This window comes from Candidatus Poriferisocius sp. (assembly GCF_965204145.1).
Lineage (GTDB): Bacteria > Actinomycetota > Acidimicrobiia > Acidimicrobiales > Bin134 > Poriferisocius.
The window spans coordinates 2,349,864-2,362,443 of record NZ_OZ241977.1; the positions used below are offsets into that span (position 1 = coordinate 2,349,864).

The following is a 12,580-nucleotide window of genomic DNA, read 5'->3' on the forward strand; positions in this document are numbered from 1 at the left end:
GCCTAACCCATTCGTTGTTACCCGTACTTGGCCTCGGTAAGCTGGCTCTGCTTCCCCCAGCAATCCCGTCTGAAGAAGACAGGAGAACCTCATGGAACAAGCCATCATCGCCCTGCTGGGGGTCAGCATTACCCTGACGCTCTACCTCGACCGCGGCCGGCGAGCTGACCTCGCCCAGCTTCGGACAGAAATGAGAGCCGACCTCGCCCAACTCCGGGAAGAAACCCAGGCTGGTTTCGCCCAGCTCCACGGGCGGATCGACAAGCTCACCAAAGTCGTCATGGACCTTTGCCGCCGGGTGGGTCGGCTGGAAGGTCGGGCAGAAACCGCAGAATCACCGACCCAAGCTTCCCCATAGGCACTCTTGGCCAAGGTAACCGCGGAAACAGCCAGCTAGCGGCCCGCGGGCCAGTGCTGGCGGTAGCGCTGCACCAACCAGCGGTTGAATTGCACGTGGGTTTCCTCCTGCCAGGAGTACCGTCCCCGTACCGCGAAGCGGGACCGCAGGCCTCGCTGAACCTTGGTGGTGGCGTCTTGGTCTTGGGCCACGAACACTTGCACTCCCTCGTCGCTGGCCTGGAACAGGTGGTCGAACATGGGGTGCTCAAGCGCGCTGGGGTGCAGCAGGTAGCCGATCTCCACGTCGATGGTCTCCGCTGATGTGGGCCGCACGATGAAGAAGAACGCCTGGTCGGGAGCGGTGCCGAAGCACAGGGTGGGCGGGATGAGCGCGAATGTGGAGCGCCACCGCTCCTCTTCGGTGAGCTGGGGGAAAACCGGCAACAAGGCCTTGCGGGTGGCGTTGAACCCGCCGTCGATGTGGGTGTAGCCGTTCTCCCGGAAGATCACGTTGGAGTCGTCCGACCACGGCACCGGGAACCGGGCCATCTCTGAGGGGCAGAAGTCCTGGATCACCTGGTGGAGGCGGTTGGCGTGGTAGCCGTCGTTGAAGTTCTCGAACATGACCTTCCAGTTCCAGGGGAGGTCTTCGAGCGTGAAGGTGCCGGGACACACGCAGTTGTCGAGCTCGTAGTTGACGAGGTACGGCTCGTACCGCTCCAGGGTGGGGGCCAGCGGCGAAGCATCGGGATTGAAGTTGACGAATATGAACCCGTGCCAGAGCTCCACCGCCAGATTGGGCAGGCCCCAGTCGTCGTTGTCGAAGCCCTCGGTTTGCTCCATGGCCGGGGCGCCCATCAGTCGGCCGTCCAACCGGTAGCTCCAGTGGTGGTAGGGACATCGGAAAGAGCGGCTGTTGCCCTCCCCCTCCACAACCTGCATGCCCCGGTGGCGGCAGATGGCTGAGAACGCCGCGATGCTGCCGTCTCGCTGGCGGGCCACGATGATGGGCTCGGTGCTCACCGTGGCGGTGAACCAGTCGCCGGTCTCCGGGATGCGGCTGGCCACCCCAACGCAGCACCACTCGTGCTCGAACAACGCCCGGCGCTCGAAGGCCAGGAACTCCTCGGAGGTGTAGATCTCGGGGGGAAGGGTCACCGCCGTGGCCACGTCGGTGATGGAATCGTCGAACGATGCCAGCAAATCGCTGGTCAACATGGTCATGTGATCACCCCCTTGTCGCCTCTGCCTCTTGTCGTAGCAGGAACTTGCGGATTTTGCCGACGCTGGTGCGCGGCAGCTCGTCCATAAGCGTAAACGAGCGGGGCAGCTTGGCCTTGGCCAGCCGCTCTTGGCACCACGCCGACAGCTCTTCATCGGTTGGGGGTGTGGCGGAATCGGCGGGGACCACGAAGGCCACCGGCACCTCGTCGCGCACCGGATCGGGTGCGCCCACCACCGCGGCCTCCAACACCGCGGGGTGGCTGGCCAGCACCGACTCCACCTCCACTATGGACACGTTCTCCCCCGCTACCTTGAGCACGTCGGAGTGGCGGCCATCGAAGTAATGGCGACCGTCTTCATCGAGTCGAGCCCGATCGCCGGTGCGGAACCAGCCGTCGACGGTGAACGAGGCCGCGGTGGTGTTCGGATCGTCCAGGTAGCCGGAGAACAGCGTCGAGCCGGGCTGTCCCCCGACCAGCACCTCACCGTCGCGCACGATGACCTGGCAGCCGGGGGTGACCTGGCCCATAGATGACGGCACGGGATTATCAGCCGGCTCGGTGAGCACGGCGGGAATGGTCTCGGTCATGCCGTAGAGCTGGCGGGGCCGGCACCCGAGCCAGTCGGCCAGGGTTTCGTACTGGTCGTCGGCGATGTTCTGGGCGTACCAGCAGTGGCGCAGCCCCACACCTTTGACCGGGGCACCCCGGGCCAGGATCATCCGCATCGGGGCAGCGAACAGGCTGGCGCAGGTGGCCCGGTGCCGGGCGGCCTGGGCCAGGAAGCCGCTGGCGGAGAAGGCGGGCATCAGCGCCACCGAGGCCCCGGTCCAAATGGCCGAGGCGAACGAGTAGTACTGGGCGTTGGCGTGAAACAGAGGCAGCACCACGAGCTGGCGATCATCGGGGGCCAGATCGGCCCGCTCGGCCATGACCTGACCGCAGAAGGCGTAGTTGGCCTGGGTGATCTCCACCCCCTTTGGGCGCCCGGTGGTTCCCGAAGTAAACATCACCGCCGCCCGGTCCCGAGGATCCACTGCGGGCCAGTCCACCCGGGCATTCCCCATCAGCGCATTGAGGCTGCCGCTGGCTTCGTCCAGTTCGGTGATGGCCACATCGGGGTTTGCCTCCGCGGCCTGGCGGTAGATACCGGCCCGATCCGCAGCGCAAAATCCGGCCTTCGGCTGTGTGCGCTCGATGTGGTCGGCGAGCTCTGGCACCTTGCCCATAGGGTCCGACGGCACGATCCACGCACCCAGCCGGTTGGCGGCCAGCCACAGGGCCACAAACGCCGGAGTGTTGGTCAGTGCCAAGTGCACCGAGTCGCCGGGGGTCACCCCCCGCTGGATCAGGCCAGCGGCAACATCGGCGATGACGGCGTCGAGCTGCTCGTAGGTCCAGGTTGCGGCGGTCCCGTCGGGCCGCTCAAAGATCAAGAAGACAGAATCGCAGTTACGCTCGACCGCTCGCTCCCAAACGGACGAGAACGCGACCGGATCAGCCATCAGGCTCTTCAAGTGCCCCGTAGCCTCCGCCGCCAGGCAGTTCGAGGCGCACCACATCATCGGGGTCGAGGGTGATGCGGCTCTGGGTGGTGACCGGCTCGCCGTTGACTTGGAAGGAGCCCGCCTCCCCGGCACCGCCGCCAAAGATGCCCTGCGGCGGATCGGACAGGCGGCTGGTGACGGCGTTAAGCAGCCACGGGCGAGAGGTGTCCACGCTGAACTCGATGGTCTGTCCCTTGCCGCCGGGTTGGGCTCCCGGCCCCTCCGAGCCGGGGCGCAGCGCCTTGCGGGTGAAACGCACCGGCGCAGAGGCCTCCACCACCTCGATGGGCACGGCGCTCACCCCAGTGGGATAGGAGCAGGCGTCCAAGCCCGGCTTGGAGGCCCGGGCACCCACCCCTCCGGCGTAGGTGAACATGGCGGTGATGAACGGGGTGCCGTCGTCGTGGTTGCCGCTCACCTGCATGGTCCACACTGCGCCTGCCCCTTCGGCCATTGATTCCTCCGGCTTGACCTGGGCGAGGGCTTTGAGCAGGGCGTTGGGCAAGAACATCCCCACCACGTGGCGGGCGGTGCCCGGCTGGGGCAGCACCGCGTTCACGATGGACCCCTCGGGGGCGGCCATCTTGATCGGGGCCAGGCTGCCGTGGTTGTTGGGAATCTCCGGGTTCAGCACCGAGCGCACGGTGAAGGTGGTGTAGGCGTGGGTGTAGTTGCGGACCACGTTGATGCCCCACGGGCTGGCCTCCGACGTGCCGGCGTAGTCCACCAGGATTTCCCCGGCATCAGGGTCCACCCGCAAAGAGCACACAATGTCGATGCGGCTGCCGTCGGCCAGGTCGAGCACCGCATCGGCCTGGTACTCGCCGGCGGGCAGTTCGGCGATGCTGGCCCGGGTGGCGGCTTCGGAACGGTCGATGACCTCGTCGGCCAACTCCTCGATATCGTCGAGGTCGTAGGCGTCGCAGAGGGCGGCCAGCCGCTGGGCGCCCACCTCGCCCGATGCCATCTGGGCGTGCAGGTCGCCGGCCATGTGGTCGGGCTGGCGGACGTTGGACAAGATGAACTTCCACACGTCCTCGTTGCGCTCGCCGCGCCTCATGAGCTTGCAGATAGGGATCCACAGGCCCTCTTCAAAGCAGTCCCGGGCCCCCGCCCCGATGCCGTAGCCCCCCACGTCGGTGTGGTGGATGGTGGAGCCGAAATAGGCGATGGGCACGGGGTCGCCCCCGGCAGCCGGGGCGCGCCACACCGGTACCAGCACGGTCACGTCCAGCAACTGGCCCGCGGTGAGATAGGGGTCGTTGGTAACCAACACGTCGCCGGGCTCGAGAGCCTCGGGGGGGAATTCGTCCAGCATGTTGGCCGCGCCGATGGCCAGGGAGTTGATGTGGCCGGGAGTGCCGGTCACCGCCTGGGCCACCATGCGGCCCCGCTTGTCGAACACCGCGTTGGCCAGGTCGCCGGCCTCGCGCACAATGGGGCTGAACGCGGCCCGCTGAAGGGCCCGAGCCTGCTCGTTCACCACCGAGATGAGCGACTGCCACAGGATTTCCAGTTGAATAGGGTCGTAGGTGGTTTGGGTCACTGCTCCTCCCGAACGGCAACAAGGCTGGCGTCACCGGCAACCGTCACTTGCCAACCAGGGCGAATAATCGACGTAGTCTCCCGCTCTTCCACCAGTGCAGGCCCAGAGAAGGCCGCGCCAATGGCCAGGTCGGCCCGGCGGTAAACCGGGACTTCGATCGCGTCTTCCTCTCGACCGAATACCGCGGTGCGGACGGATGCTGGCTGGGGAGAGAGGTCGACGGCGGCTGGCGGCAATTCGGCATCGGCTATCTCGGCCGGGTCGGCTCGGGCTGACAGGCGCCAAGTGACTACCTCAATAGGCACATCATCAATCGTCATGCCGTAGATCTGGCGGTACTCAGCCTCGAACGCTTCGACCACCGCTTCGTCGGAGGCCTCCCAGGCATTACCTTCGCCCACCCAGACGGTGATCTCGTTTCCCTGGCCGGTGTAGCGGGCGTCGATGCCGTAGCGGAATCTGATGTCGGCCTCGGGCACACCGGCGCTGAGCAGCACCCGGCGGCCCTCCTCCCGCAGCTCGTCCAGCAAGCCTTCTCGTCCGGCAGGGTTGACCTCGGCCAGTTTCACCGGCATGGAGCGGGCCAGATCGATCCGTACGGGCGACACCAGGGTTCCGAAGGCCGACAGCACACTGGCGTTGACCGGGAATACCACCCGATCCGAGTCCAACAGCTCGGCCACCCGGCAGGCATGGGGCGGTCCAGCCCCGCCGAAGGCCAACACGGTGACACCTCGCAGGTCCACCCCCCGTTCCACGGCGTGCATGCGAGCGGCGGCGGCCATGTTCTGGCTGACCACCTCGTACATCCCCGCCGCGGTGTCGGTGTTCGACAGGCCCAGGCCGTCGGCCAAGGGCTCGATGGCCGCTTGGGCAAGGCCGGCGTCCAAGGGCATGTCACCGCCTAGGAAGGCATCGGGGTCCAACAGCCCGAGCACCACGTCGGCGTCGGTCACCGCGGGCTGGTCGCCGCCCTGTCCGTAGCACGCCGGACCGGGGTCGGCCCCCGACGACTCAGGCCCCACCTTGAGCAGGCCGAACTGGTCGAGGTGGGCCAGGCTGCCGCCCCCAGCGCCGATCTCCACCAAGTCGACTGAGGGCACCGACACCGGAAAGCCCGACCCCTTCTTGAACCGATAGCGCCGGGCCACCTCGAAGGTAGTGGTCAGCGCCGGCTCGCCTTCCTCCACCAGGGTGGCCTTGGCGGTGGTGCCCCCCATGTCGAAGGCCAGCAACCGGTGCTCCCCCATGCGGCGGGCGAACCACCGGGCGGCCAGAGCGCCCGCAGCCGGGCCTGACTCCACCAGCCGGATCGGCGCGGCGGCCGCGTCGTCGGCCGACACCACCCCGCCGTTGGACAGCATCATTAGCACCGACCCGCCGAATCCCTCGGCCGACAGCCACTTCTGAAGCTCATCCAGGTATGGCCCGATGACGGGCATGGTGGCCGCGTTGCAGGCCGCGGTGATCATGCGGGGGTACTCCCTGATCTGCGGCGAGATGTCGGCCGATGCGCACACTGGCACTCCCAGCTCCCGGCGCAGCTCATCAGCCAGCAGCCGCTCGTTGGCCGGGTTGACGTATGAGTTGAGCAGGCAAACCGCTACCGATTCGACGCCGGCCGCCTCCAGCTCTCGCACCAGCGCGGCCATGCTGGCCGCCGACGGCACCACCAGCACCTCCCCGGTGGCCGCGATGCGCTCGTCGATCTCGAAGGTGAGCTCCCGGCTGATGGGCGGATCGGGAAACTCGATCTGGAGGTCGTACATGTCGTAGCGGTGCTCGTCGCGGATCAACAGGGTGTCGCCGAAACCGGTGGTGGTAACCAGGGCGGCCCTGCCCGTCTTGTTCTCGATGAGGGCGTTGGTGATCAGCGTGGTGGCGTGGACGATGGGAGCAGTGATCTCACCGGGAGCCACCTCAGCTCGCCGCAAGAGCTGGCCCACCGCGGCCTGCACCCCTTCGAGGGGGGCGGCCGGAGTGGTGAGGGCCTTATTGACGGTTACCTCACCGGTGGCAGCGTCCAACAGCACCGCATCGGTGAACGTGCCTCCGATGTCAACCGCCAGCCGCCAGTCGGACATGGGCTAGCTCTCTACTGGTCCGGAGCGGGAATCGGACATGGCCTAACCGGCGAGTAGATCGTCACGGGGTGGAGCGAACACGTCGAGGATCCAGCACTCCCCATACTCGTCGTCGCCGATGAACACCGAGTCGCCGTGCCACACCCCCTTGGGCGCGATATATGCCTCGCCCTCGCCCAGCACCACCCGCTCGGTGCTGTCGGGATCGTCGTTGATGCGGAAGTCGAGCTTGCCCCGCACGACGATGCCGAGTTGCTCGTGGTGCTCGTGGCGGTGCAGGAACGATCCGGTGGCACCTCCGGCGATGCGCCAGAAGCAGAGCTGGAGCCCGTCGCCGGTGATGACCCGGCGGCGGAAGCCTTCCCGATCGGTGTCTGTGAACAGGTCGTCGTCGTAGAAGTAGCAGTACTGGTTGGTGAGATCCATGGCGATGGCCTTGATTATTCGTCAGCAGCGAGAGAGGCAAACCGCTGCTGCTCCTGAGCGAGATCTAGGGGCCGGATGATGGCCTGGTTCTCCTCGTCACCCCAGTGCTCGGCGGGAACCAGCCACATCACCTCGAACTCCAAGCCGTCGGGGTCTTTGGCATACAGGCTCTTGTTGGCCCCGTGGTCGCTCTCGCCGTACAAGGCACCCGCCTCCACCAGCCGCTGACGGATGGCGGCCAACTCCTCCAGGGTAGGAACCTCCCAGGCAATGTGGTACATCCCCACCGACCGGCGGCCAGCCGCCGACGGCTCGGCCCCGTCGCCGATGGAGAAGAAGGCGATGTCGTGGTGGTTCTCCGAGGCTGGCGCCCTCATGAAAACGAACTGCCCCGGCTCGTCGATAATGGTCTCAAACCCCAGCACATCGGCATAGAACTGCTGCTGGCGCCGGGCATCCCGCACATACAGCACCGCATGGTTCATCCCCGTGATCATGAACTAGCCCTTCTCATCGACCCCAGCGTAGCCAACGCCATCAGCTCTCTCAGCAGGAAGACATGACCTCGGACATCCCCATGCTGCGAGGTCTGGAGTGCTTCTGGCTGAACTGAATATATTCATTTGAACTACTTATGGATATACTCACGGACTGTGACGAAGCGTCTGGTTGACATTGATGACGCCCTCCTGGCTGAGGTACGAGAGCTGATCGGTGTAGCCACGATGAAAGAGGCCGTCAACACCGCTTTGCAGCAATTGCTCGACACCGAACTCCGCCGACAGCACTTGCGCCGACTTGAAACTGGCCGGGGAACAGACCTCGGCGATGACGAGATCATGCAGGGCGCATGGCGCTAAATCCCCTGTACCTTGCCGACAAGAGTGCCCTCGCCCGATTCGATCATCCGCCAGTAGGCCACCGCCTCGGCCCGCTCCTGGTTGACGGCATGATCGCCACCTGCCCGATCATCGACCTTGAAATCCTCTACAGCGCCCGGTCCCTCGCCGATTACGAGGCCATCCTCGCCGAGCGCCGCTCACTGGTGTCCTACCCCATCTCCGAGCATGTGACTGATCGGGCCATCGAAGTCCAGCACCAGCTAGCCCATCTCGGCCAGCACCGAATACCCCTACCCGATCTCCTCATCGCCGCCGTGGCCGAACTCAACGAGGTCACCGTCCTGCACTATGACGCCGACTACGACCGCATCGCCTCCATAACCCGGCAACCCAGCGAATGGATAGCCCCCCGAGGCTCAATCCCATAATCCGCTCACCCAGCAAGGGCAGCAGGCCATTTCCCGGCAATCATCGCGTCTGCCCCAATCAGACAGGCACTACTTCAACTACCAGGCTGCATCCCACGGCTGCCAGAGCCTTGTTGACCTGTCCGATGTGCGAACGGTGGTCTGGATTCACCAAGCGTCGCACTGCTGCCTCGCTGATACTCAAGCGACGGGCCAGTTCCACTTTGGTTACTTCCTGCTCTCTCATCGCTGAGTAGAGAGCTAGCTTGGCGGCAACCACGGTTGGCACCGCCACTAGCTCCTGCTGCTCCACCGGCGTCCCCGGCGGCGGAACATCCCTACCGCTTTGCAGATACCCCGAAAGGGCAACGGCAAGAGCATCAGCGGCCATCTTCATGGCCTCAGCCCGATCTGGCCCGCCAGTGACAGCTTCAGGCACATCAGGAAAAGTAGCCACAAACCATCCATCGGCATCAGGGGTGAGGTCACAGGGATAGGCGTAGATCACGGTTCAGAACTCCTTTGGATCGATCCCCAATTGACGCAGCATCGCAGCCACCATGCCCTTTGAAAGCTCGCCCCGCTGAACGGTGGTAAACCGTTCTCCAATGTAGAGTCGCCCATGGCTGCCCTTCCCGTGTGCTGCATCAAAATGGAATTCCTGTCCGGTCTTGCGGGCATGCCTTCGGACCCTTCTGACGAACTCGCTGCCGTTGATGCTAGCAGTATCGTACATAAATGTACGATTTTCAAATGGATACGACAGATTGATACGAATTGCCCTTAGGAGTGCAGGAGAATAAGTGGAGCCAGTTAGCCAAGACCGTTGGACAGGCATCAACCCGGCAAGGCTTGATGAAGAACTCCGTCCCAGCTTGAGGAACGTCGGGCTAGTGGGTGAACTCAACCTTTCCCTCGACGGAGACCTCTACGGCAAAGCCAGAAGCGCCAGTCGGCGACTGATCTCACACGAGAGTTGGCAAATAATGGCTGATTGTTCGGCCGCAACCGTCATATTCATGGTTGCTGAGGGCATACATCGGTATGACGGCGGCACCTTCTGGCCAAACATCTCGGTCGACGGCATCGACCGAAATAGAGTCGCAAGGGCGTTCTTCGAGTCCCTCAGTTCCCTGGGCTTAGAGACATTTCAGGCTGTCGTAGATGAAGAACGCGGACTCCGAAATGTCACACCGATACTTCTTCACGGTGGCATTCCGGCCTACTGTGCCAAAGATGTCTGGCGGCAGCTGCTCGGTGCCATGCGAAGCGAGACAGGTGATGTCACCCACATGCTCTCGATCTGGCGGACCAGAGGATATCCCGGCCTGGACAAGCCAGTGGAACGGTTCCTCCGACACGGCGGAGCGTTTGCCGAGGATCTTCTGGCCCGAATGTGGCAGTGCGCCGAAGATGTTGCCGACATAGGCATTGAAGCCGCTCGCGAACTCGGCGGACAATTGCTTGCGCATGACGCCGGGCTACCCAACTACCTCGTTGAGAAACTCCTTGAGGAAAGGAGCATCGACATCCGGCGCGGCCCACGGCTGCCGAGACCACGAGTGCGCATTGACCCCTATTCCAGCAGCGGACCCGAACTGGAGCTTCCGCCTGCCCCCGGCCACGATGGCTGTTGGATCCTGTCGGACACCCAAGGGCGTCCACGTCGCTTCAGCATCTCGCGTCATGAGACGAGGGTCATACCCCTCAGCCGACCTACTACCTGGGACGTTTCATTTCAAGCAGAAGACACGGAGCGGATGTGGACTCTTGCGGGGATGCCTGAAGCGCCGGCCTTCTTATTCTCAGATAACTGCGAGCTGGCAGGCAATCAGGCCAGCCTGCGTGGCACGTCGGTGTTGGTCCTCTGCCCCGCAACCACACGGTTTCTGAGAGACACTGACGAAACCCCAATACCAGAACTGGAGGACCTGCCGCCCCTCACTGGAAACTGGTCAAAGTGGCATGTGCGTTCCCTAGATCTAACTGATCTGGATGCCCTCGTTGTCGTCTGGCCCGCTCAACCAGAGCTCGGACAGGAGGAGATCAGGCAGAGAGTGTCGGTCGCTTCTTCCGTGGCGCGACCTCACATTTGCTCCGAACCATTGCGCGGTGTGCTGGCCTCCGGCGGCCGCCCGGTCTTCTCCCAACCGCCCCTACTACATGTAGTCTTAGGCCGGACTGCTCCGGGGGCATGGCGTGTTCGCTTTCGCCCACTCAACGGCCAACCCAAAGCTGTGCCTCTTTCAGATCTCACGCAGCACAGCGACGGATTTGACACCGCTCCTTTGTTCTCTGACCAGGTGGTGAGCACAGGAACGCTTGAAGTCGTAGGTCCGTTGGGTTCTGACCTTCGGGAGGAACTTGCCGTTGTTCCTGGACTGCACTTTGGGTCCCCCGACCGTGTGGTTGATCCCTTCGAGCATGTAGAAGTGGAAGTTGCGGCCAGTGTGGCTCTAGATTCCAGGGAACAATTGCGGGCCATCCTTACTTTTCCGCCGGGATGCGACTCGCAAGAATTGCTCGCCAATCCAACCGGTGGTGGTGTGGATCTACACCACTCGATTCCGCGGCTCCTTTGGATGGTACGCCGGAGTGACTCCACCCATGGTTCGTTCGGGCACGAGGCCGTTCGGATCAGCCTTGATGAACTAGAGATGGGCAAAATCGAAGCCATTGATGTCCGGGTCCGTAGGGAGGAGCCTCTCGTTCTCGAACTTTGGGCATCCGATGAGACGATTCAGACTGCCAAAGCAAATGCCAAGGGGCCAGAGGGCCGCTGGTCATTCCCTTTGGCAGAATTTTTGGATACGGCGCGCCATGCAAACGTCAATCGCCTCTACTTCAAACTACGGGCCGGTTCCGTGGTCGCGAATGCGGCGGTCATCGAAACCGCCTTCGAAGTCTCCAATCTCAGATGCGAGAGTGAGGTTGACTCCTCAGAAGACACCACCTTTTGCGCTTTGAACTGGACCGAGAATCGCAACTTCAGCAATCGTGAAATTCGGATGTGGTCACAACATCGACTGTGGGCACCCCCAATTTGTATTCCGATAGACGACTACGCAGCAGGGCAATTCGACTTTTTGTGTCAGTCGAAACTTCCCGCTGGCCCGTATCTCCTAGAGTTAACAATCAGGGACACGTGGGGCCCTCTGCCGATTCGACCGACGCTTGACGCCCCTCATGTCATAGAAGTGGACATCGGCGACGACATCAATCATGCCCAACATCTCAACCAGCTCAACCGTGCCGAGCCTCTGAACGTCTTAGAGTTGGCCGTTGCCGGTCAGATCCAATCCTTGAACAATTTGGAAACAGAAGAGATCTACAGCGAACTCAATATGACTCTAGATGTCCTCTACTCATCGGGGAACAACACCGCTTCAATAAGAACACTCCGTGGACCATTACTCGCTCTTGAATTCAGCAACCCTAGTCGTCTCGCGGAACATTTGTCAGAGAGTTGGGGAGAATATGACTCAGGATCAAACGAACACCTCTTTGCGTTATTGCCTGGAATTCTAAACCAGCCTCCTGGAGACGAAGATCGGCTCCATGGCATCCACAATAGACTGTGGAGAACTAATCCATTAGCTGCTGCGGCTTTCGACCGTCTCGTGTCCGGCGACATAGAGACAGCCCAACGCTGGGAACAACACACCGGATGGAACCCGTTTGGAAACACGGACAGCAATGAGCTATTCCCCGGAGGGCCAATTCCCCAACCTCTAGGCGACCGATCTCCAGAACACCTTACAGAACTGGAGCAAGCAATACCGATCTCTGGAAGCGGACGGCTGCTGTATCACGGGTTCTTGTCGGCGATCTTTGACTTTCTTGCGGGAACATGGCATAACCGCGACCTGATTACCGAATGGCGTTCACCACTCGGATTAGTGCTGAATAACGATCACTGGATGACTGAAGGCCAGCGCGGTATATTGGCTTGCCTCCAGCCAGATTCCTCCTCACCTGCGTGGTACCGCTTTCCTCAAGACCTCCAAGCGGTCTCGTTCCATTTGTTGGATTTTCCAGCTAGTCATGAGCTAGCAGCTAGAACGTTAGCAGAAGCTATGGAATTCGCTCCTCAGCTGACATTGCGCTGTCTAATCCTCGCAATAGCTCTCCATCACTCCGCAAATTTCTAGGCTATTCTATCAATC

At 62.7% G+C, this 12,580-nt stretch carries 13 protein-coding genes; 4 read left to right on the top strand and 9 right to left on the bottom strand.

Annotated features, from left to right (window positions below):
• Positions 1-91: 91 nt before the first annotated feature.
• Positions 92-358, top strand: a complete 267-nt coding sequence (locus tag ACOGI7_RS10870) for a hypothetical protein (protein WP_419848781.1) — start codon at positions 92-94, stop codon at positions 356-358.
• Between the two features lie 35 nt (positions 359-393).
• Here the strand turns inward: ACOGI7_RS10870 and ACOGI7_RS10875 are convergent, their stop codons facing one another.
• Genes ACOGI7_RS10875 through ACOGI7_RS10900 form a run of 6 tightly spaced genes read right to left on the bottom strand, consistent with a single transcriptional unit; the run spans position 394 to position 7,662 of the window.
• The gene (locus tag ACOGI7_RS10875) at positions 394-1,563 is read right to left on the bottom strand and encodes an aromatic ring-hydroxylating oxygenase subunit alpha (RefSeq protein WP_419848782.1); all 1,170 of its coding nucleotides are present in this window, start codon (positions 1,561-1,563) and stop codon (positions 394-396) included.
• A 4-nt stretch (positions 1,564-1,567) separates the two neighbouring features.
• A complete protein-coding gene (locus ACOGI7_RS10880) occupies positions 1,568-3,067 on the bottom strand; it encodes a class I adenylate-forming enzyme family protein (protein WP_419848783.1) in 1,500 nt (499 codons plus the stop codon).
• Positions 3,060-4,655: a hydantoinase B/oxoprolinase family protein gene (locus ACOGI7_RS10885; protein ID WP_419848784.1), complete on the bottom strand. Its 1,596-nt coding sequence runs from the start codon at positions 4,653-4,655 to the stop codon at positions 3,060-3,062. The genes ACOGI7_RS10880 and ACOGI7_RS10885 overlap by 8 nt, the downstream gene beginning before the upstream one ends.
• Complete coding sequence (locus tag ACOGI7_RS10890) at positions 4,652-6,739, bottom strand: hydantoinase/oxoprolinase family protein (protein WP_419848785.1); 2,088 nt, start codon at positions 6,737-6,739, stop codon at positions 4,652-4,654. Before ACOGI7_RS10890 ends, ACOGI7_RS10885 begins: the two co-directional genes overlap by 4 nt.
• Positions 6,740-6,781: 42 nt before the next feature.
• Entirely contained in the window at positions 6,782-7,165 is a 384-nt protein-coding gene (locus ACOGI7_RS10895; RefSeq protein WP_419848786.1) for a cupin domain-containing protein, read from the bottom strand.
• Between the two features lie 14 nt (positions 7,166-7,179).
• On the bottom strand, positions 7,180-7,662 hold the full coding sequence (locus ACOGI7_RS10900; protein ID WP_419848787.1) for a VOC family protein: 483 nt from the start codon (positions 7,660-7,662) through the stop codon (positions 7,180-7,182).
• Positions 7,663-7,818: 156 nt separating this feature from the next.
• Here ACOGI7_RS10900 and ACOGI7_RS10905 point away from each other — a divergent pair, with 156 nt between their 5' ends.
• Positions 7,819-8,025, top strand: a complete 207-nt coding sequence (locus ACOGI7_RS10905) for a type II toxin-antitoxin system VapB family antitoxin (protein WP_419848788.1) — start codon at positions 7,819-7,821, stop codon at positions 8,023-8,025.
• On the top strand, positions 8,016-8,435 hold the full coding sequence (locus ACOGI7_RS10910) for a PIN domain nuclease (protein WP_419848789.1): 420 nt from the start codon (positions 8,016-8,018) through the stop codon (positions 8,433-8,435). The genes ACOGI7_RS10905 and ACOGI7_RS10910 overlap by 10 nt, the downstream gene beginning before the upstream one ends.
• A gap of 58 nt (positions 8,436-8,493) precedes the next feature.
• Here the strand turns inward: ACOGI7_RS10910 and ACOGI7_RS10915 are convergent, their stop codons facing one another.
• From ACOGI7_RS10915 to ACOGI7_RS10925, 3 genes are all read right to left on the bottom strand, one after another.
• Entirely contained in the window at positions 8,494-8,922 is a 429-nt protein-coding gene (locus ACOGI7_RS10915; RefSeq protein WP_419848790.1) for a type II toxin-antitoxin system HicB family antitoxin, read from the bottom strand.
• Between the two features lie 3 nt (positions 8,923-8,925).
• Positions 8,926-9,150 carry a hypothetical protein gene (locus ACOGI7_RS10920; protein ID WP_419848791.1) on the bottom strand — a complete coding sequence of 75 codons (225 nt, stop codon included), beginning with the start codon at positions 9,148-9,150 and terminating at the stop codon, positions 8,926-8,928.
• A gap of 403 nt (positions 9,151-9,553) precedes the next feature.
• Entirely contained in the window at positions 9,554-9,886 is a 333-nt protein-coding gene (locus tag ACOGI7_RS10925; RefSeq protein WP_419848792.1) for a hypothetical protein, read from the bottom strand.
• An 834-nt stretch (positions 9,887-10,720) separates the two neighbouring features.
• Here ACOGI7_RS10925 and ACOGI7_RS10930 point away from each other — a divergent pair.
• A complete protein-coding gene (locus tag ACOGI7_RS10930; RefSeq protein ID WP_419848793.1) occupies positions 10,721-12,565 on the top strand; it encodes a hypothetical protein in 1,845 nt (614 codons plus the stop codon).
• The last annotated feature ends 15 nt before the right edge of the window (positions 12,566-12,580 follow it).

Excerpts from the sequence above, each read along its gene's own strand:
- ACOGI7_RS10880 (WP_419848783.1), bottom strand. The coding sequence starts at position 3,067 with ATGGCTGATCCGGTCGCGTTCTCGTCCGTTTGGGAGCGAGCGGTCGAG.
- ACOGI7_RS10890 (WP_419848785.1), bottom strand. The coding sequence starts at position 6,739 with ATGTCCGACTGGCGGCTGGCGGTTGACATCGGAGGCACGTTCACCGAT.
- ACOGI7_RS10870 (WP_419848781.1), top strand. The coding sequence starts at position 92 with ATGGAACAAGCCATCATCGCCCTGCTGGGGGTCAGCATTACCCTGACG.
- ACOGI7_RS10900 (WP_419848787.1), bottom strand. The coding sequence starts at position 7,662 with ATGATCACGGGGATGAACCATGCGGTGCTGTATGTGCGGGATGCCCGG.
- ACOGI7_RS10925 (WP_419848792.1), bottom strand. The coding sequence starts at position 9,886 with ATGCGCAAGCAATTGTCCGCCGAGTTCGCGAGCGGCTTCAATGCCTAT.
- ACOGI7_RS10920 (WP_419848791.1), bottom strand. The coding sequence starts at position 9,150 with ATGTACGATACTGCTAGCATCAACGGCAGCGAGTTCGTCAGAAGGGTC.
- ACOGI7_RS10910 (WP_419848789.1), top strand. The coding sequence starts at position 8,016 with ATGGCGCTAAATCCCCTGTACCTTGCCGACAAGAGTGCCCTCGCCCGA.
- ACOGI7_RS10895 (WP_419848786.1), bottom strand. The coding sequence starts at position 7,165 with ATGGATCTCACCAACCAGTACTGCTACTTCTACGACGACGACCTGTTC.
- ACOGI7_RS10875 (WP_419848782.1), bottom strand. The coding sequence starts at position 1,563 with ATGACCATGTTGACCAGCGATTTGCTGGCATCGTTCGACGATTCCATC.